Raw genomic sequence first — 17,997 nt, forward strand, 5'->3', positions numbered from 1 at the left:
ATCGGTCAGCTACGGGCCCGCGGGTTGGCCCGGATCTCGCGCAGCGCCTGCCGGCGTACGTCGCCGCGCAGCGTGTCGACGTAGAGCCGGCCGTCGAGGTGGTCGGTCTCGTGCTGGAGCGCGCGGGCCAGGAAGCCGCTACCGGTGACCGTCAGCGGTTCGCCGTGCTGGTCGAAGCCGCGGACGGTGGCGTGCATGGCGCGCGGGGTCGGGAAGTACAGGTCGGGGATGGACAGGCAGCCCTCCTCGCCGTCCTGGGTCTCCTCGGACAGTTCGATCGTCGGGTTGACCAGGTGGCCCCGGTGGCCGTCGGCGTCGTAGACGAAGACGCGGGCGCCGACCCCGATCTGTGGTGCGGCGACGCCGGCCCGGCCGGGCGCCCCGAGCATGGTGTCCATCAGGTCGGTGACCAGGGCACGCAGTTCGGCGTCGAAGCTGGTGACCGGGTCGCAGGGGCTGCGCAGCACCGCGTCGCCGATGATCCGGATCGGCCGCATCGTCATGCCGGCAAGGCTAGCCGACGCCGGTGCGCCCGCGCCGGTAGCCGGTACGGGACCGCTGCGGGGCGGGCGGCGGCCGCGCACGGGCCGGGTCCCGGGAGAGGGTTGCTGTTGCGGCTGACAGCGAATTCGCGGTATCCACACTGAATTCGCTGTGGGGCGCGACAGCGGTACCCGGCCGCCGGAGGGTGGCGGCCGCGACCGACGGCCACGGACCGGCGCGAGCACGACGTGGCGCCCACGACGTGACGCCCACGACGTGGCGCCGGCGGCGGCGGGGCGTGGGTCAGGCCGGGCGGCGGGTGCCGGCCGGGCCGGCGAGGGCGGCGCGGACCGGGGCGGCCTTCGCCGCCGCCTCGGCGACCTCGGCGTCCGGGTCGCTGCCCCAGGTGATGCCGCCGCCGGCCCAGACGTGCACCCGGTCGGCGTCGACGGCGGCGGTCCGGATCGTCAGGCCGAGGTCGATGCCGTCGGGGCCGATCCAGCCGAGGGCGCCCATGCTGGCGCCCCGGCCGACCGGTTCGTGGGCGGCGATCTCGGCCAGCGCGGCGTGCTTGGGCGCGCCGGTGACCGAGCCGCCGGGGCAGACGGCGCGCAGCAGTTCGGCGAGTCCGCAGCCGTCGGCGAGGTCGGCGGAGACGACGGATTCCGCCTGCCACAGGTCGCACCAGCGCCGGATGCCGTAGAGCTCGTCGACGCGTACGGTGCCGGTCTTCGCGACCCGGGCCAGGTCGTTGCGCTCCAGATCGACGATCATGACGTGTTCGGCGCGTTCCTTGGGCGAGGCGAGCAGTTCGGCGCGGCCGGTGGCGGTCGCCGGGCGGGTTCCCTTGATCGGGCGGGTGGTGGCCCGGCCGGCGGTCACCTCGACCAGGGTCTCCGGGGAGGCGCAGCCGATTGCCCAGCCGGCCCCCTGGAGCACTCCCCCGTACCGGGCGCCGGGGAGCGTGGCGAGCCGGGCGAGTGCCGGCAGCGGGTCGCCGGTGTAGTCGGCGGACGCGTGGCCGACGACGTTGACCTGGTAGATGTCGCCGCGGGCGATGGCCGTACGGGCCTGTTCGACGGCGGCGGCGTGCTGGGCCGGCGTCCAACTCTCCCGCCACGGCCCGAGCCACCAGGCGCCGTCGGTCGGTCCGCCGGCGGCCGGCGGCCGGTCGGGGTGTGGGTCGGTGGCGGGCTCGTGGACGACGGCGACCAGGTCGGGTACGGCCGGCACGGGGCTGGCCGGGCCGGTCGGTGCGCCGAGGGCGTGGGCGGCGGCCGCGGTGGAGAGGTAGACGGTGGCGCCGGCCGGTGCGTCGGGTCCGGGTGTCCGGGGCGGGGCGGTCAGGTCACGTACGGGGAGTCCGGCGTGGGCGAGGAAATCCTCGAGCAGCCGGGTCGGGTCGCCACCGTCGGTGATCCGCCACTCCAGTCGTGAGCGCTCCCGCAGGGCGGGTAGCCTTGTTCCGGTCACGGTGCGTGACGCAAGGGGCCGGGTTGGGAGCGTTCCCACGCCAAGTGGTCCGATGTGCCTCATACGAAGGGTGGATTCTCCCCTGATCATGCCGTTACCTGCTCGAAAACGCGTCGTTCGACTTGGTAACGTGCATCACTGTTCATGTGAGTTTTTACACAGCCGAACGCAACGCCCCCACACCGGAGATCCTGATGTGCCAGCACCAACCGACCTGCCCCTCCGCCGACGCGACCGACCGGGAAGCCGCCCGCGTCATCGCCTGCTTCCCCGAGCAGGGCTGGAGCCTGCTCTGCAACGGCGTCATCAGCTTCGAGGACACCGGGGAACTGCTGCCCGACGGCAGCACTATCGCACCGCGCCGCGGTCCGGCCCGACACGCCCTGGCCGCCTGACCTGAGCCTGCCGGGCCTGACCACTCGTCGGGCCACGGTCCGGTCACTGCATCCGTGACCGGCGGTCACTGCTCGAACGCCTCCGGCGGCGGGCAGGCGCAGACCAGGTTGCGGTCACCGAACGCGCCGTCGATCCGGCGCACCGGCGGCCAGTACTTGGCCGCCGGGTCCACCCCGGCCGGGAAGGCCGCCACCGAGCGCGGATAGGCGTACGGCCACTCGTCGCCGGTCACCATCGTCGCCGTGTGCGGGGCGTTGGACAGCGGGTTGTCCCCCTTCGGCCACTCCCCCGAACCGACCTTGTCGATCTCGGCCCGGATGGCGATCATCGCGTCGCAGAACCGGTCCAGCTCGGCCAGGTCCTCGCTCTCGGTCGGCTCCACCATCAGCGTCCCGGCGACCGGGAACGACATCGTCGGGGCGTGGAAGCCGTAGTCGATCAGCCGCTTCGCGACGTCGTCGACGCTGACCCCGGTCGCCTTCGTCAGCGGCCGCAGGTCGAGGATGCACTCGTGGGCGACGAGCCCCTTGTTGCCGGCGTACAGCACCGGGAAGTGCGCGCGCAGCCGGGCCGCGACGTAGTTCGCCGCCAGGACCGCCACCCCGGTCGCCCGGGCCAGCCCGTCCGGTCCCATCATCCGCAGGTAGGCCCACGGGATCGGCAGGATGCCGGCCGAGCCGTTCCGGGCCGCCGAGATCGCCGGCCGGGTCGCCGCACCGCCGGACTCCCCCTCGCCGGCCGCCGCCAGCGGGTCACCGGGCAGGAACGCGGCCAGGTGCGCGCGTACGGCGACCGGCCCGACGCCCGGCCCACCGCCGCCGTGCGGGATGCAGAACGTCTTGTGCAGGTTGAGGTGCGACACGTCGGCGCCGAACCGCCCCGGCTTGGCGTATCCGAGCAGGGCGTTGAGGTTGGCGCCGTCGACGTACACCTGGCCGCCGGCGTCGTGCACCTTGGCGCACAGCGAGGCGATGCCGGTCTCGTACACCCCGTGCGTCGACGGGTAGGTGACCATGATGGCGGCGAGGGTGTCGCGGTGCTGCTCGATGCGGCGGTCGAGGTCGACCAGGTCGACGTTGCCGTCGGCGTCGCAGGCGACCACGACGACCCGCATGCCGGCCATCACCGCGCTGGCGGCGTTGGTGCCGTGCGCCGACGACGGGATCAGGCAGACGTCGCGGCCGGTGTCGCCGCGCGACAGGTGGTAGGCGCGGATCGCCAGCAGGCCGGCGAGTTCGCCCTGCGAGCCGGCGTTCGGCTGGACGCTGACGGCGTCGTAGCCGGTGACCTCGGCGAGCCAGCCCTCCAGGGAGGCGACCAGGTCGCGGTAGCCGGCGGCCTGCTCGGCGGGGGCGAACGGGTGCAGGTCGGCGAACTGCGGCCAGCTCACCGGTTCCATCTCGGTGGTGGCGTTGAGCTTCATCGTGCAGGAGCCGAGCGGGATCATGCCGCGGTCCAGCGCGTAGTCGGAATCGGACAGCCGGCGCAGGTAGCGCAGCATCGCGGTCTCCGACTGGTGCCGGGAGAAGACCGGATGGGTCAGGTAGTCGCTGGTGCGCAGCAGGGCGGCCGGCAGGGTTGCGTCGGTGGGCTGCACCGGGGTGGCGGGCTCGGTCGGGGCGACCACGCCGAAGGCCGCGAACACCTCGGTCAGGTGTGCCTCGACGGTCGTCTCGTCGCAGGAGATCCCGACCCGGTCGGCGTCGACCAGCCGCAGGTTGACGCCGCGCCGCGCGGCGGCGGCGACCACGTCGCCGGCCCGGCCGGGCACGACCGCGGTCACGGTGTCGAAGAACGTGGCGTGCGCGGTGGTCACCCCGCCGGCGCGCAGTCCGGCGGCGAGCCGGGCGGCCATGTCGTGGGTACGTTCCGCGATCGCCTTCAGGCCGGCCGGCCCGTGGTAGACGGCGTACATGCCGGCCATGACGGCGAGCAGCACCTGGGCGGTGCAGATGTTGCTGGTCGCCTTCTCCCGGCGGATGTGCTGCTCGCGGGTCTGCAACGCGAGCCGGTAGGCGGGTGCGCCGTCGGCGTCGCGGGACACCCCGACGAGCCGGCCGGGCAGCATCCGCTCCAGGCCGGCGCGGACGGCGAGGTAGCCGGCGTGCGGGCCGCCGAAGCCCATCGGTACGCCGAACCGCTGGGTGGTGCCGGCGGCGATGTCGGCGCCGATCTCGCCGGGCGGGCGCAGCAGGGTCAGGGCGAGCAGGTCGGCGGCGACGGCGACGAGGGCGCCGGCCGCGTGGGCGGCCTCGACGAGCGGGGCGTGGTCACGGACCGCGCCGGACGCGCCGGGGTACTGCAGGTGCAGGCCGAAGAAGTCGGCCGGCAGCTCGTCGGCGTCCAGGTCGACGACGCGTACGTCGATGCCGAGCGGTTCGGCCCGGGTCCGGATGACGGCGACGGTCTGCGGCAGGGTGTCGGCGTCGACGACGTACACCGGGCTCTTGCTCTTCGAGGCGCGGCGGGCGAGCGTCATCGCCTCGGCGGCGGCGGTGCCCTCGTCGAGCATGGAGGCGTTGGCGGTGGCCAGCCCGGTCAGGTCGGTGACCATGGTCTGGAAGTTGAGCAGGGCCTCCAGCCGGCCCTGGCTGATCTCCGGCTGGTACGGCGTGTACGCGGTGTACCAGGCGGGGCTCTCCAGCACGTTGCGGCGGATGACGGCCGGGGTGTGGGTGCCGTGGTAGCCGAGGCCGATCATGGAGACGGCGACGGTGTTGCGGGCGGCCAGGTCGCGCAGTTCGGCGATCACCTCGGCCTCGGTCGCGGCCGGCGGCAGGTCGAGGCCGTCGTGCCAGCGGATGACCTCGGGGATCGCGGCGTCCATCAGCTCGTCGACGGAGTCGTAGCCGACGGTTTCCAGCATCCGGCGCTCGGCGGCGGCGTCGGGGCCGATGTGACGGTCGGCGAAAGGTCTGGTACTCACAGGCATCTCCCGGGCGAGGTCGACGAGGCGGCCTCCCCTTCTGTCACCGGCGCGGATGATCCGCGTCGACTCCAGAGCGCCTGCCCGCGTGGTCCTTTTGCCTGAGAGGTTCCGGGGAGGAGTTGCCCCTTCGGCGCCGCCTGGTTTCGCCAGGTGGTCTCTCCCGCGCGGGTGGTACCGGCACTGGCCACGCTACCAGCGCCGGCACCACCCGCATGATCTAGACCCGGGTCAGGCGGCGGCCAGCACCGCCCCGTCGCGCCGGCCGGCCTCCTCCGCCGGCCGCAGGGCCAGCGCGAGTACGTCGGCGACGTCGGCGAGGGTGTGCACGGTCAGCGCCGCGCGCACCTCGGCCGGCACGTCGTCGAGGTCCGGTTCGTTGCGCGCCGGGATGACCACCTCGGTCAGCCCGGCCCGGTGCGCGGCCAGCAGCTTCTGCTTGACCCCGCCGATCGGCAGCACCCGGCCGGCCAGGGTCACCTCGCCGGTCATCCCGAACTCGGGACGTACCGGGCGGCCGGAGGCCAGCGACGCCAGCGCGGTGACCATGGTGACGCCGGCGCTCGGGCCGTCCTTGGGCACCGCCCCGGCCGGCACGTGCAGGTGGATCCGCCGGCCGGCGAGGGCGTTCGGGTCGAGGCCGAGTTCCCGGCCGTGCGAGCGCAGGTAGGACAGCGCGATGTGCGCCGACTCCTTCATCACGTCGCCGAGCTGACCGGTCAGGGTCAGCCCCGGTTCGCCCTCCATGCTGGTCGCCTCGATGAAGAGCACGTCGCCGCCGGCGCCGGTCACCGCGAGACCGGTCGCGACGCCGGGGACCGCCGTACGCTCCGCCGACTCCGGGGTGAACCGGGCCCGTCCGAGGTAGCCGGCCAGGTTGTCGGTGGTCACCGCCACCGTGCCGGGCTCGGTCGCGAGCCTGACCGCGACCTTGCGCAGGATCTTCGCCAGGGCGCGTTCGAGCTGCCGTACGCCGGCCTCCCGGGTGTGCTCGCCGGCGATCCGGGCCAGGGCCGCGTCGTCGACGGTGACGTCGTCGGCGGTCAGCCCGGCTCGCTCCACCTGCCGGGGCAGCAGGTGGTCGCGGGCGATCGCGACCTTCTCCTGCTCGGTGTAGCCGTCCAGGGTGACCAGTTCCATCCGGTCCAGCAGCGGGCCGGGGATCGCCTCGACGACGTTCGCGGTCGCCAGGAACAGCACGTCGGACAGGTCGAGGTCGACCTCGAGGTAGTGGTCGCGGAACGTGTGGTTCTGCGCCGGGTCGAGCACCTCGAGCAGGGCGGCGGCCGGGTCGCCGGCGTACCCGGCGGAGATCTTGTCGACCTCGTCGAGCAGGACGACCGGGTTCATCGAGCCGGCCTCGCGCAGCGCCCGCACGATCCGGCCGGGCAGCGCGCCGACGTAGGTGCGGCGGTGGCCGCGGATCTCGGCCTCGTCGCGGACGCCGCCGAGCGACACCCGGACGAACTTGCGGCCGAGCGCCCGGGCGACGGACTCGCCGAGGCTGGTCTTGCCGACCCCGGGCGGGCCGGACAGGGCCAGCACCGCGCCGGAGCCGCGCCCGCCGACGACGGCGAGGTTGCGTTCCGCGCGCCGGTTGCGCACCGCCAGGTATTCCAGGATGCGGTCCTTGACGTCGGACAGTCCGGCGTGGTCGGCGTCGAGCACCGCGCGGGCCGCGGCCAGGTCGGTGTTGTCGTCGGTACGCACCGACCACGGCATCTCCAGCACGGTGTCGAGCCAGGTGCGGATCCAGCCCGACTCCGGGGACTGGTCACTGGCCCGCTCCAGCCGGCCGACCTCGCGCAGCGCCGCCTCGCGTACCTTCTCGGGAAGGTCGGCGGCCTCGACGCGGGCCCGGTAGTCGGCGGAGCCGTCCGGTTCGTCCTCGCCGAGTTCCTTGCGGATCGCGGCGAGTTGCTGGCGGAGCAGGAAGTCGCGCTGCGACTTCTCCAGCCCCTCGCGTACGTCGGTGTTGATCCGCTCGGTGACCTCCTGTTCGGCGAGGTGGTCGCGGACCCAGCCGACGAGCAGTTCGAGCCGGGCGGTGACGTCGCCGGCGGCGAGCAGTTCGGACTTCTGGGCGACGGTGAGCCACGGGGCGTAGCCGGCGGAGTCGGCGAGTTCCGACAGGTCGGTCATCCGCTCGACGGCGTCGATCACCTGCCAGGCGCCGCGCTGCTGGAGCACGGCGGTCATGAGGGCCTTGTATTCGCGGGCGAGTTCGCGGGCCTTGCCGGCGGGTGCCGGTTCGGTCAGCGGGGTGGCCTCGACCCAGAGCGCGGCGCCGGGGCCTGGTACGCCGGAGCCGATCCGGGCCCGGGACAGGCCGCGGACCACGGCGGCGGGTTCGCCGCTGGGCAGCCGGCCGACCTTCTCGATCGTGGCGACCGCGCCGACCGGGCCGTATTCACCGTCGACGCGGGGCACGGCCAGGACCTGTTTGTCGCCGGTCGCCCGGGCCGCGTCGACGGCGGCCTGGGTGGTCGCGTCGAGGGTCACCGGGATGACCATGCCGGGGAGCAGGACGTCGTCGGTCAGCGGCAGTACGGGAAGAGTTGCCATCGAGCACCTGCCATCAATTGAGTTGAGCTTGCTCCACTCAAGTTACAAACAGTGCCCTATGTTCCCGTAGTGACGCAGGCCACAGCCGAACCCCGCCGGCGACGTGGTGCGTCGCCGGCGGGGCCGGATCCGGGTGGCTCAGCGGTACGGCATCATCGGGAACCAGCCGAAGCCGAACATGGCCGGCACCCGCAGGTCCCAGTAGACGACGGTGAAGACCCCGAGCGCGATCAGCAGCGACGCGGTGATGACGGTCGTCCGGACCGGGCTCTCGGACAGCCAGCGCAGGAACCGGCCCCGGGTGCCGGCGATCAGCAGCGCGAACAGCGCGGTCACCACGACGACGTTGCCCAGCGACTGGAGCACGAACGCGCCCGCGCCGTACAGCGGGTTGCCGGTGTCGACCGCCCAGTGGAAGAGCTTGTTGAACAGCGGGTACGGCCGGCCGATCAGGAACCCGCCGATCAACGCGCCGAGGGTCACCACCCGGGCCACCGGCCGGTTCGCGAACGGGTCCGGCACGACCTTCAGCGCGGCCAGACCGAGGTACGTCAGCGCCAGCCCGATGAGGCCGAAGACAACCGACGACTGGATGATGCGGACCGGCATGTCACCGACGGTCTCGGTGGACAGCTGCGGCAGCCGGTCACCGAGGAGCACCCCGACGAAGCCGTACACCGCCGAGACGACGACCATGCCCAGCGTCAGCCAGCCGACCGGGCGCAGCAGGGCGCGTACCGGACCGTCGTGAGCGCCCCGGGCCGCGCCGGCCTGGCCCATCGGCCCGACCGAGGCGGCCACGGCGATGTTGCAGGCGGTGAAGGTACCGGCGAGGCCGGAGACGAAGGCGAAGAGCAACCCGGCCGCGGTGCCGGCGATCGCGGTCTCCTTGGCGTCGTGGCCGAGCAGGGCGTTGGCCACGTTGTCGCCGATCACCGAGTCGACGAACTCGAACGACCACAGGATCGACAACAGGATGCCGGCGGCCACGCTCCACCCGATGATCACACCGGTCCGGGGCCGCTGCTCCAGCTGGAGAGGAAGGGAGGTCTTGCCGGTCTGCGTGGTACTCATGGGCGCCCACCTGGGAGTCGGTCCCCGCGTCACCGGGCGGGGACGTACATACGAGCTCCGATCAGTGTTCGACGGCCGTAGATCCACTACTGGCTATCTGTCGGTCCGATGAAGACAATCTGTCGCTCCGTCGCTGGAATCGGAGACCCCGCCCCCGGGCGGAACCACCGCCCCGCCCGGCGGCGGAGATCCCGGCCGTCAGGACAGCCAGCCGGGGCGGACCAGGCCCGCCTCGTAGGCGAACACCACGAGTTGCGCGCGGTCCCGGGAGCCGAGCTTGACCATCGCGCGGGACACGTGGGTCTTGGCCGTGGCCGGGCTGATCCTCAGGTGGGCGGCGATCTCGTCGTTGGACAGGCCGGTGCCGGCCAGCCCCACCACCTCCCGTTCCCGGTCGGTGAGTTCGGCGAGCCGGTGCGGGGTCGGCGGGGTGGCGGTCCGGAGCGCGAACTGCTCGATCACCCGCCGGGTGACGCTCGGCGACAGCAGGCCGTCGCCGGCGGCCACCACCCGGACGCCCCGGATGAGTTCGGCCGGCTGGGTGTTCTTCACCAGGAACCCGGCGGCCCCGGCCCGCAGCGCCTCGCCGACGTACTCGTCGAGTTCGAACGTGGTGAGCACGACGATCCGGACCCCGGACAGGGTCGGATCGGCGGCGATCTGCCGGGTGGCGGCGAGGCCGTCGACACCCGGCATCCGGATGTCCATCAGGATGACGTCCGGGCGCGTCTGCCGCGCCAGCCGCACCGCGTGCGCACCGTCGCTGGCCTCGCCGATCACCTCGATGTCCGGCTCGGCGTCGAGCAGTGCCCGAAAGCCGGCCCGGACCAGGGCCTGGTCGTCGGCGAGGACGACGCGGATCACGGGGCGGCCTGCGGGGTGCGGGCGGTCGTGGTGTCCTCCTTGGTCAGGGGCAGGCTGGCGCGTACCCGCCAGCCGCCGTCCGGCGACGGCCCGGCGGTCAACGAGCCACCGAGCGCGCCGGCCCGCTCGCGCATACCGTTGATCCCGTTGCCGGCCGGGATCGACGCCGGTTCCCGTCCCCCGCCGTCGTCGTCGACCTGGACCACCAGCGCGTCCGGCCCGTACCCGATGGAGACGGTGGCGGTGGCGGCCCGGCCGGCGTGCCGGCGGACGTTGGTCAGCGCCTCCTGGACGATCCGGTACGCCGCCCGGTCGGTCGCGGCCGGCAGCGGCCGGGGTTCGCCGTCGACCACCGTACGGGTCGGCAGGCCGGCGTCGGCGGTCAGCCCGTCGAGGCGGTCCAGGCCGGGCGCGGGCGCGCGCGGCGCCGCGTCGCCGGTCGGGTACAGCGTGTTGAGCACGGCCTGGACCTCGCGCAACGCCTCGGCACTGGTCTGCTGGATCGTGTCGAGCGCGACCCGGGCCTGGTCGGGTTCACGGTCCATCAGGTGCAGGCCCACCCCGGCCCGGATGTTGATCAGGGAGAGGTGGTGACCGAGTACGTCGTGCAGTTCGGCGGCGATCCGGAGCCGTTCCTCGCTGGCCTGCCGGCGGCGGCGCTCCTCGGTGAGCCGGCGTTGCTCGGCGAGCGCCGTACGGATCGGGCGGCCGGCGGCGGCGGCGAGTTCGGTGAGGACGCCGGCGCCGGCGACGAGGGCCGCCGCCGTCAACGCCTGGTTCAGGGTCGCGGCGCCGGCGAAGCCCCACACGGTGTATGCCGCGGCCACCACGGTCCAGGCCAGCCGGCGGTGCCCGGCGGCGATCGCGGCCGACAGCCCGATCATCGGTGCCAGGAACGTCGGACCGGCCGGGCGGTCCAGGAGGTGGTACGCCAGGATCGCCACGACCACGATGACGAAGTTCCGGCGCGGGAACCGGTGCCGGTCGGCCAGCGCGAGTCCGCTGACGATCAGCAGCGCGTACCCGACGACCCCCACGCTCGACGGATCGCCGCCGGCGGCGATCGCGGTGCCCGCCGGCTGCACGACGGCGGTCAGCAACGCCAGGCCGGGGCCGGGCCGCGACGCCGGTCGATGGCTGGACCTGGTCATGCGAACACTGTAGGTGTGCGGCCTCCGGATCGGGCCGCCCCGACGGAGGCGACACGACTACCTCCTGCGGGGTACCGGCGGCCCGGTGCTACCCCGACGGGCGTACGGGCGGCACCGTCGACCGCCCGACGTGGCATCCACCGCCCCCCCGACACGCTGTCTCCCATGACGACACAGCTGATGAAGGCGATCGTGCAGGACCGGTACGGCGCACCGGACGTCCTGCGGCTGCGCGAGATCGGCCGGCCGGCGGTCGGCGACGACGAGGTGCTGGTCCGGGTGCACGCGGCCGCGGTCAACGCGTACGACTGGCACGTGATGCGCGGCGACCCGTACCTGGCCCGCCTGTCGTTCGGGGCGCTGCGGCCGAGGCAGCGGATCCGGGGCCGGGACTTCGCGGGCCGGGTGGCGGCGGTCGGCCTGGCCGTGACCGGATTCCGACCCGGGGACGAGGTGTACGGCGACACCGGTCCCACCGACGGCGCGTTCGCCGAGTACGTGTCCGTCCCGGACCGGCACGTCGCGCGCAAGCCCGCCAATCTCACCTTCGCCGAGGCGGCCGCGATCCCGGTGGCCGCGTGCACCGCCCTCGTCTGCCTGCGGGACGCGGCCCGGGTGGAACCGGGGCAGCGGGTCCTGGTCAACGGGGCGTCCGGTGGCGTGGGTACGTTCGCCGTCCAGCTCGCCAAGGCGTTCGGCGCGGAGGTGACCGGCGTGTGCCGTACCGGGAACGTCGACCTGGTCCGGTCGATCGGCGCCGACCGGACCGTCGACTACACCAGGGAGGACTTCACCCGCGACGGGCCGGCGTACGACGTCGTGCTGGACCTGGTCGGCAACCGGTCGCTGACCGACTGCCGGCGGGCGCTGGCACCGGGCGGGACGCTCGTCCTGTCCGGTGGCGGGATGTCCGACGGCGGCAGCCTGGTCGGACCGTTGGGGTTGTTCGCCCGCGCGCGGGCGCTGTCGCCGTTCGTCCGGCACCGGATCGTCGCGCCGGCCGCGGTGACGGGCCGGAAGAACCTGGCGACGCTACGGGACCTCGTCGAGTCCGGACAGGTCACCCCGGTCATCGACCGGACCTACCCGCTGGCCGAGGTACCCGCCGCGATCCGCTACCTGGAGGTGGAGCACGCCCGGGCGAAGGTGGTCATCACCTGCGCCGGGTGACCGGTGCCGGTCAGTCGGCGGCGAGGCGCGGGTGACGATGCGGATCTCGACCGGCCCGACCGGGTGCGCCGCCGGTGGGTGTGGTGTCCCCGGCCACCGGCGGCGCGATGTCGCGGTTCAGGCGACCGGCTCGGTCACCTCGACCAGCGTCCGTGCCCGCTGCGGCCAGGCGGCCACGCTCGGCGTCATCCGTACTCCGGCCGCCTTCAGCGTGCCGCGCAGCGTCTCCTCGTCGCTGTCGGCGAGCTGGCGGTAGGTGCGGATTCCGGCCGCGGTCAGGACGGCGGCCGTCTTCGGTCCGATCCCCTCGATCCGGCGCAGGTCGTCGGCCGGCTCGACCGGGTCGGTCCCGACCGGCTGCGCGGGTACGACGACCGCCGCCGGCACCGGCTCGGGCTCCACCGTGGCGACCGGCGTGGCAACCGGTTCCGGGTCGGACACCGCGACCGGCGCTACCGGCTCCGGCTGCGTCACGGCGACCGGCTCGGCGGGAACGGGATCGATGGGCTCGACCGGTTCGGTGGCGGCGGGCTCGGCCGCGACGACCGCCTCCGGCTCGGGCTCCGACACGACGGCGGCGACCGGCGCGGGGTCGACCACGGCGGCCGGCTTCCCCGACGGGGCGGGCTCGAGGACCGGCTCGGCCGCCACGACCGGGACCGGCTCGGGTTCCAGGTCCGACTTCGCCGCCGGAACCGGCTCGACCACCGGCTCGGGCTCCGACTTCGCCGCCGCCACCGGCTCGGGGTCCAGCACGGCCGGCCGGTCCGCTACCGGGGCGGGCTCGGTCTCGACCGGGGCGGGCTCCGGGTCGACGGCGACGGCCGGCCCGGTGGCCGGGCGCCCGGCCGACTCAGCCGACTCGTCCGCGACGGGTTCGGCGGGCGCGACGGGTTCGGACACGACGGGTTCGGCGGGCGCGACGGCCGGCGGGGTGATCGCCGGCAGGGTGGCGGCCGGCGTGAGGTCCGCCGTCGTGGCGTCGGGTGCGGTGTCGACCGGCGCGGCGGTGGCCGGCGCGGGGTCGACGGGCGGGGTCGGGACCGGTACGACAGGGGGCAGCGTGCCGGTCGGGGCGGCCTTGGCGTCGGCGGCGCCACGTACGCCGGTTTCCGGGGCGCGTGGGCTACGCCCCCACACGAACCAGCCGACCGCGACGCCGACCAGCAGGGCAAGACCGAGTATCAGGGAATGCGCGAACGACCACGCCATAGAAGACCTCCTGGATGAATGCGCCGGAAGCGCGAAATCTCGCCGCAGCTTCGCATACATCGAGTGCTTCCGACAAAGCAACCACACCGGTCGTCCGGTGACGAATCAACTACGGCACGCAAGCATTCGTGCCCCGTTGCTGCTGGTCGGGTTGATTCGGCCGACACACCGGTCCGGGACGGGCGTGGCACCTAATGACGCGGCACAATCGTTCACGGTCCGGAAACACAATTGCGTCCGGCCTTTTCCGGGAGGCGCGCCGGCAATTGTCAGGTGCCGTCGCCCGCGCCACCGGACGCGCCGCCACTGCCGTCGTCGCCGGGCAGGTCGTCGTCCACGACGTAGCCGGTCCCGCCGTCCTGGTCGAACCCGGGCCCCTCGGAGGTCGGGAGCCCCGTACCGGCGGGGTCGGTGCCGATCTCGGCGTCGACCGCCACGTTCTCGCCGGGCTCGGCGTCGACACCGGACTCCGCGTCGATGTCCGCGTCGGCCGCCACGTCCCCGTCGACGGCGGAGTCGACCGCGGTGTCCGCGCCGAGTTCGGCGTCGTCGGGTGAGACCGTCACCCGACGACCATAAGCCGGCTACGGTGTACCGGACGGACACTTCGACGCACGCCTACGCCCCCGACACCTGCGGCGGGACGTGGCCGGGCCGGGCGGGCACGCGTGAGACTGTGGCGCAAACCGACCGCGGTAGCGTAACGTGACGTCCAGGATGATTGCATATATACAGGCTTACCCGTCCATGATCGGTCACTGCGCGGGAGGTGCGACGTGCAGTTGCTGATCCGCCAGATCGATTCGGGAACCCAGGTCCGTTTCATCCTCGAGGGCGAAATCGACCTGGCCACCGTGGGCGACGTACGCGACACGGTGATCGCCACCCTGGCCCGGTCCCGTCCCGAGTCCGTGGTGCTGGATCTCGCCAGCGTCACCTTCATCGACTCGACCGGCATCGGCGAACTCGTCGCCTGTCACAAGGCCGCCACGGTCAGCGGTGCCAGGCTGGTGTTGGAGAACCTGTCGCCGTTCGTCCGCCGGCAGATCTGGGCCACCGGGCTGCTCGGGCTCTTCGGCCTGCCCACCGACTCGCCGCTCGGCGACCCCGACGGCGTACGCTGACCCGCCCCGTCTCAGGGGCGGATCGCGGAGCGCGCCCAGCGGTCCCACCACTGGGCCTCCGGTGCCTCGCCGGAGGCCGCCACCAGCGCCTGCAGCGCCGACGCCAGCGACCGCGGGTCGCCGACGCCGGCCGATTCGACCAGCGCCCGGATCTCGCCGGCCCGCTGCCGGGTCACCGCCGCGACCAGCGCGCAGCCCTCGCTGGTCAGGCCGACCCAGGCGACCCGCCGGTCCTGCTCGCGGTGCTCGCGACGGACCAGGCCGCGCCGGATCAACCGGTCCGACGTACGGGTGACGGTCGACGGGTGCACGCCGAGGTCCGCCGCCAGGTCGACGGTGCGGCGCGGCCCGTTCGACACGAGCAGGACGAGCATCCGGTACTGCGGCAGGGTGATGTCGACGTCCAGCCGGGTCAGGGTGTGCGCGGTCATCCCGACCAGCACCCGGGCCAGCGCCGACAGGCCGTCGACCAGCGTATTGACGCCGCTGACCGTGGAGCCCGGCGACTCCGTGGATAGGCTCACGGGGGCAATCCTCGCATAGCGGCACACTTGACCGGTCCGCCCGGCACGACCGCCACGCCGCCCGGCGTCACGACGCCGGCAGCGGCCACCTCGCCGGTTCCGGACCCACCGCGGCCCACACGGTCTTGCCGTCGTCGGCCTCGGCGAATCCCCAGTCCCGGGCCAGCACGTTGACGATCGCGAGCCCGCGACCGCGCCAGGCCCGGCCGTCGGGGAACGAGTCGGGCGGCGGCATGTGCGGCCCACGCGGGTCGCGGTCCCGAACCCCCAGCCAGACCGTCCCGCCGACCTGCGCCACGGTCAGGTCGAGTTCGGTACCGGCGTGCTCGATGGCGTTGCTGACCAGTTCCGAGGTGATGACGACGGCGTCGTCGGTGAGGTCGTCACACCGCCAGTCGCGGCAGGCGGCCGACACCGTACGGCGCGCCACCGCCGCCGAAGACGGGTGGGCCGGCAACAGCCGGTGCCGGCGGCCGGCCGGGCTCGGCCGGCGGGTCACCACCGCCACCGCGTCGGGCACCGCCGGACAGATGTCGAACAGGCGGCCCAGCATCCGGTAGACGATGCGTCCGGTGGCGCTCGCCGGCTCGGCGCACAGCAGCAGCTGCGTCGAGGTCCGGCCGGGCGCGACGACCTCGCTGAGGGTACGCAGCGCGGTGGCGCGCACGATCCGGGCGTCGTCCAGGTCGACGACGATGGCCAGCGGCGCGTCCAGCATCGCGCGCCGCACCGCCGCGATCAGGCCGACGAGGGCGGACTCGTCGAGTTGTCCGTTGACCGTGATGGTGGAGATGCCCGTGGCGAAGTCGCGGCCGACGGTGCAGGCGGCGGCGGTCACCGCTCGCCCCGGACGGCGGGTCCGGACTGTCCGGGATAGACGGTCCCGGCCGACGGCGGCGGCATGCCGAGTGCGGCGGAGACCCCGGCGACGCGCAGCACCCGGTCGACCATTCCGCGGGCGTTGCGGACGAGCAGGACCTGACCCCGTCCGGCGGCGGCGTAGTGCGCCTCCACCAACTCCTTGATCGCACTCGAGTCGATCATGCTGACCCGGTGCAGGTCGACCACCACCCAACGGACATCCGGCACCGGACAGGCACCGTCGACGATTTCCCGTAGCCGGCCGATGAACATCATGTCGAGTTCACCGGACAGCGTCACCACGCAGGTGTCGGCGACCGGATGGCCGACCTGGACGTTGAACACGCGGCTCCCCTGCTTGGCGCGACGGGCCGGCCCGCGGCCGCCCCCACGACAGCCACCTCCGACAAGCTCCGTGCATGCCTGCACGCATCCGTCCACGTGACGATATCCGTCGGGTCGGGCCGGATGACCATCGGGCCGCCCGCCACGCCGCTAGCCGACGATCCGCGCGACGAGTTCGGGCACCCACTCGACGTACTCGACCTGCGCGCCGCCGTCGTGCCGGGCGTAGAGGAACCGGCCGGTCTCGCTGGTCGCGACCGGTACGGTCACCCGGCCGCCGTGCGCGGCCAGCAGCGCGACCACCTCGTCGAGGTCGGACACGACGACCGTGGCGCTGGCGTCGGCGTAGCGGGCCCGCTGCTCGGGCGGCCCGGCGATGACCAGGAAGTCGCCGATGGCCGCCAGTTCCACCCCGCCGAACGCGAACCGCAGGTCCGGCGCGGCGCCCACCAGTTCCCGCAGCAGCGGCAGCGCGCGGTCCAGGTCGTCGACCCAGAGCCGGGCGTACGTCTTCAGAATCGCCATCGAGGTGCCCTTCCGTCCGGCGGCGCGGCGGCGTCCGCGCCTGCCCGTGGAACGCTAGGAGCGGGTGGAGCGGGCGGGAAGTACGCACTTTCCGGTAACCGCGGGAGAGGGGACGAGCGGTGACCGAGCGGGACGTGGCCGGGCCGGCCGGCGACGGCACGGACCCGACCGGGGTACGGGCGGCGGCCGAGGCCACCGCCCGGGAGGTGTTCGCCGTCATCGGGACCAAATGGGCGCTGGACGCCGTCAACGCGCTGGCGCCCGGCACGCTGCGCTTCGCCGAACTGCGGCGCGAACTGCCCGGGATCAGCCACAAGGTGCTCACCCAGACCCTGCGCGCCCTGGAACGCGACGGCATCGTCACCCGGACGGTCCACCCGACCGTGCCGCCCCGGGTCGACTACCGGCTCACCGCCGCCGGTCGCGGGCTACGGGACGTGGTCAACGGCATGTGCGACTGGAGCCGGCGACACCTCGCCGAGATCCTCGCCGCCCGTACCCGGTCCGGCCCGACCGGTTGAGGCCGGACCGCGCGACCGGACGGCCGGGTGGTTACGGGTCGAAAGTCCCGGGTCGGCGCGGACCGCCGACCCTCGTGCGGGTACCCGACCCCGGCGTCCAATGGAGGTGGCCACGAGGGAGCCACCCTCACCGGCCGGTACGAGAGGACGTGGACACCATGACCGCGATGGCGAACCGACCCGCCACCGAGCCGGCCACCGGGACCGTCGAAACCCCCCGCCAGAAAGCCACCCGCTACGTCTTCGCCGTCGTCCGACTCGCCCTGGGCTGGTACTTCCTGTGGGCGTTCGTCGACAAGACCTTCGGCCTCGGGTTCAGCACCCCGACCGAGCGGGCCTGGATCAACGGCGGCCACCCGACGGCCGGTTTCCTCGGCAACGCCGCGAAGGGACCGTTCACCGGCTTCTACAACGGCATCGCCGGCGCCGTCTGGGCCGACACCCTGTTCATGGTCGGGCTGGCCGCGATCGGCACCGCCCTCATCCTGGGCATCGGCACCCGGGTCGCCGCCGCCTCCGGCGCCCTGCTCTACGTGATGATGTGGACCGCGGTGCTGCCCCCGGAGACGAACCCGTTCCTCGACGACCACCTCGTCAACGCCACCGTCCTGGTCGGGCTCGCCCTCTACGGTGCCGGCGACACCCTCGGCCTCGGCCGGGTCTGGGGCCGGCTGCCCCTGGTCCAGCGGATGCCGTGGCTGAAGTGAACGCAGGCGGTGGTTCCCGGCGCCGGGAACCACCGCCGGACCCGCGTGGACGGGGGCCGGTCGTGGCACACCGACC

The 17,997-nt window shown here is 73.7% G+C and carries 18 protein-coding genes and 1 riboswitch; of the genes, 5 read left to right on the forward strand and 13 right to left on the reverse strand.

All coding sequences use genetic code 11. The features are described 5' to 3' along the window. Window positions 1-5: 5 nt before the first annotated feature. Window positions 6-503 carry a peptide deformylase gene (gene def, locus AB0I42_RS26180; protein ID WP_357541042.1) on the reverse strand — a complete coding sequence of 166 codons (498 nt, stop codon included), beginning with the start codon at window positions 501-503 and terminating at the stop codon, window positions 6-8. 283 nt (window positions 504-786) lie between these two features. Continuing rightward, a complete protein-coding gene (locus AB0I42_RS26185) occupies window positions 787-2,046 on the reverse strand; it encodes a chorismate-binding protein (RefSeq protein WP_357541044.1) in 1,260 nt (419 codons plus the stop codon). A 104-nt stretch (window positions 2,047-2,150) separates the two neighbouring features. Here AB0I42_RS26185 and AB0I42_RS26190 point away from each other — a divergent pair, with 104 nt between their 5' ends. Beyond that, the gene (locus AB0I42_RS26190) at window positions 2,151-2,351 is read left to right on the forward strand and encodes a DUF5999 family protein (RefSeq protein ID WP_357541070.1); all 201 of its coding nucleotides are present in this window, start codon (window positions 2,151-2,153) and stop codon (window positions 2,349-2,351) included. A 65-nt stretch (window positions 2,352-2,416) separates the two neighbouring features. Here the strand turns inward: AB0I42_RS26190 and gcvP are convergent, their stop codons facing one another. The 5 genes from gcvP to AB0I42_RS26215 form a co-directional block, all read right to left on the reverse strand. Then, on the reverse strand, window positions 2,417-5,278 hold the full coding sequence (gcvP, locus tag AB0I42_RS26195) for an aminomethyl-transferring glycine dehydrogenase (protein WP_357541045.1): 2,862 nt from the start codon (window positions 5,276-5,278) through the stop codon (window positions 2,417-2,419). Between the two features lie 79 nt (window positions 5,279-5,357). Then, window positions 5,358-5,454: riboswitch (glycine riboswitch) on the reverse strand. Window positions 5,455-5,509: 55 nt separating this feature from the next. Beyond that, window positions 5,510-7,843 (reverse strand): endopeptidase La, encoded by a 2,334-nt coding sequence (lon, locus tag AB0I42_RS26200; RefSeq protein WP_357541046.1) that lies wholly within the window; start codon window positions 7,841-7,843, stop codon window positions 5,510-5,512. A 138-nt stretch (window positions 7,844-7,981) separates the two neighbouring features. Continuing rightward, window positions 7,982-8,917: a hypothetical protein gene (locus AB0I42_RS26205; RefSeq protein WP_357541047.1), complete on the reverse strand. Its 936-nt coding sequence runs from the start codon at window positions 8,915-8,917 to the stop codon at window positions 7,982-7,984. Between the two features lie 198 nt (window positions 8,918-9,115). Next, entirely contained in the window at window positions 9,116-9,781 is a 666-nt protein-coding gene (locus AB0I42_RS26210) for a response regulator transcription factor (RefSeq protein WP_357541048.1), read from the reverse strand. Then, window positions 9,778-10,932, reverse strand: a complete 1,155-nt coding sequence (locus AB0I42_RS26215) for a sensor histidine kinase (protein WP_357541049.1) — start codon at window positions 10,930-10,932, stop codon at window positions 9,778-9,780. Before AB0I42_RS26215 ends, AB0I42_RS26210 begins: the two co-directional genes overlap by 4 nt. Before the next feature lie 180 nt (window positions 10,933-11,112). On the opposite strand from AB0I42_RS26215, the gene AB0I42_RS26220 reads away from it, so the two are divergent. Beyond that, window positions 11,113-12,102 (forward strand): NAD(P)-dependent alcohol dehydrogenase, encoded by a 990-nt coding sequence (locus AB0I42_RS26220; RefSeq protein ID WP_357541072.1) that lies wholly within the window; start codon window positions 11,113-11,115, stop codon window positions 12,100-12,102. A 117-nt stretch (window positions 12,103-12,219) separates the two neighbouring features. Here the strand turns inward: AB0I42_RS26220 and AB0I42_RS26225 are convergent, their stop codons facing one another. Further along, on the reverse strand, window positions 12,220-13,314 hold the full coding sequence (locus tag AB0I42_RS26225) for a helix-hairpin-helix domain-containing protein (protein WP_357541050.1): 1,095 nt from the start codon (window positions 13,312-13,314) through the stop codon (window positions 12,220-12,222). Between the two features lie 269 nt (window positions 13,315-13,583). Next, a complete protein-coding gene (locus tag AB0I42_RS26230) occupies window positions 13,584-13,880 on the reverse strand; it encodes a hypothetical protein (protein ID WP_357541051.1) in 297 nt (98 codons plus the stop codon). 210 nt (window positions 13,881-14,090) lie between these two features. On the opposite strand from AB0I42_RS26230, the gene AB0I42_RS26235 reads away from it, so the two are divergent. Beyond that, window positions 14,091-14,438: an STAS domain-containing protein gene (locus AB0I42_RS26235; protein WP_357541052.1), complete on the forward strand. Its 348-nt coding sequence runs from the start codon at window positions 14,091-14,093 to the stop codon at window positions 14,436-14,438. An 11-nt stretch (window positions 14,439-14,449) separates the two neighbouring features. Here the strand turns inward: AB0I42_RS26235 and AB0I42_RS26240 are convergent, their stop codons facing one another. The 4 genes from AB0I42_RS26240 to AB0I42_RS26255 all read right to left on the reverse strand — a co-directional run bounded on the left by AB0I42_RS26240 (window position 14,450) and on the right by AB0I42_RS26255 (window position 16,693). After that, window positions 14,450-14,962, reverse strand: a complete 513-nt coding sequence (locus AB0I42_RS26240; RefSeq protein ID WP_357541053.1) for a MarR family transcriptional regulator — start codon at window positions 14,960-14,962, stop codon at window positions 14,450-14,452. A gap of 67 nt (window positions 14,963-15,029) precedes the next feature. Next, entirely contained in the window at window positions 15,030-15,800 is a 771-nt protein-coding gene (locus AB0I42_RS26245; protein WP_357541054.1) for an ATP-binding protein, read from the reverse strand. Continuing rightward, window positions 15,797-16,168: an STAS domain-containing protein gene (locus AB0I42_RS26250; RefSeq protein WP_357541055.1), complete on the reverse strand. Its 372-nt coding sequence runs from the start codon at window positions 16,166-16,168 to the stop codon at window positions 15,797-15,799. The genes AB0I42_RS26245 and AB0I42_RS26250 overlap by 4 nt, the downstream gene beginning before the upstream one ends. Window positions 16,169-16,318: 150 nt before the next feature. Next, a complete protein-coding gene (locus AB0I42_RS26255; RefSeq protein ID WP_357541056.1) occupies window positions 16,319-16,693 on the reverse strand; it encodes a VOC family protein in 375 nt (124 codons plus the stop codon). Window positions 16,694-16,812: 119 nt separating this feature from the next. Between AB0I42_RS26255 and AB0I42_RS26260 the strand changes: the two genes are divergently transcribed. Continuing rightward, complete coding sequence (locus tag AB0I42_RS26260; protein ID WP_357541058.1) at window positions 16,813-17,214, forward strand: helix-turn-helix domain-containing protein; 402 nt, start codon at window positions 16,813-16,815, stop codon at window positions 17,212-17,214. A gap of 158 nt (window positions 17,215-17,372) precedes the next feature. Further along, window positions 17,373-17,921 (forward strand): hypothetical protein, encoded by a 549-nt coding sequence (locus tag AB0I42_RS26265; RefSeq protein ID WP_357541074.1) that lies wholly within the window; start codon window positions 17,373-17,375, stop codon window positions 17,919-17,921. Window positions 17,922-17,997: the final 76 nt, after the last annotated feature.

The sequence above is a fragment of the Polymorphospora sp. NPDC050346 genome, assembly GCF_040655695.1.
GTDB classification, from domain to species: Bacteria; Actinomycetota; Actinomycetes; order Mycobacteriales; family Micromonosporaceae; genus Polymorphospora; species Polymorphospora lycopeni.

What these genes read in the sequence shown, in the direction of transcription:
- lon (WP_357541046.1), bottom strand. Translation starts at nt 7,843, where the DNA reads ATGGCAACTCTTCCCGTACTGCCGCTGACCGACGACGTCCTGCTCCCC.
- AB0I42_RS26255 (WP_357541056.1), bottom strand. Translation starts at nt 16,693, where the DNA reads ATGGCGATTCTGAAGACGTACGCCCGGCTCTGGGTCGACGACCTGGAC.
- def (WP_357541042.1), bottom strand. Translation starts at nt 503, where the DNA reads ATGACGATGCGGCCGATCCGGATCATCGGCGACGCGGTGCTGCGCAGC.
- AB0I42_RS26215 (WP_357541049.1), bottom strand. Translation starts at nt 10,932, where the DNA reads ATGACCAGGTCCAGCCATCGACCGGCGTCGCGGCCCGGCCCCGGCCTG.
- AB0I42_RS26220 (WP_357541072.1), top strand. Translation starts at nt 11,113, where the DNA reads ATGAAGGCGATCGTGCAGGACCGGTACGGCGCACCGGACGTCCTGCGG.
- AB0I42_RS26190 (WP_357541070.1), top strand. Translation starts at nt 2,151, where the DNA reads ATGTGCCAGCACCAACCGACCTGCCCCTCCGCCGACGCGACCGACCGG.
- AB0I42_RS26225 (WP_357541050.1), bottom strand. Translation starts at nt 13,314, where the DNA reads ATGGCGTGGTCGTTCGCGCATTCCCTGATACTCGGTCTTGCCCTGCTG.
- AB0I42_RS26205 (WP_357541047.1), bottom strand. Translation starts at nt 8,917, where the DNA reads ATGAGTACCACGCAGACCGGCAAGACCTCCCTTCCTCTCCAGCTGGAG.
- AB0I42_RS26185 (WP_357541044.1), bottom strand. Translation starts at nt 2,046, where the DNA reads ATGATCAGGGGAGAATCCACCCTTCGTATGAGGCACATCGGACCACTT.
- AB0I42_RS26265 (WP_357541074.1), top strand. Translation starts at nt 17,373, where the DNA reads ATGACCGCGATGGCGAACCGACCCGCCACCGAGCCGGCCACCGGGACC.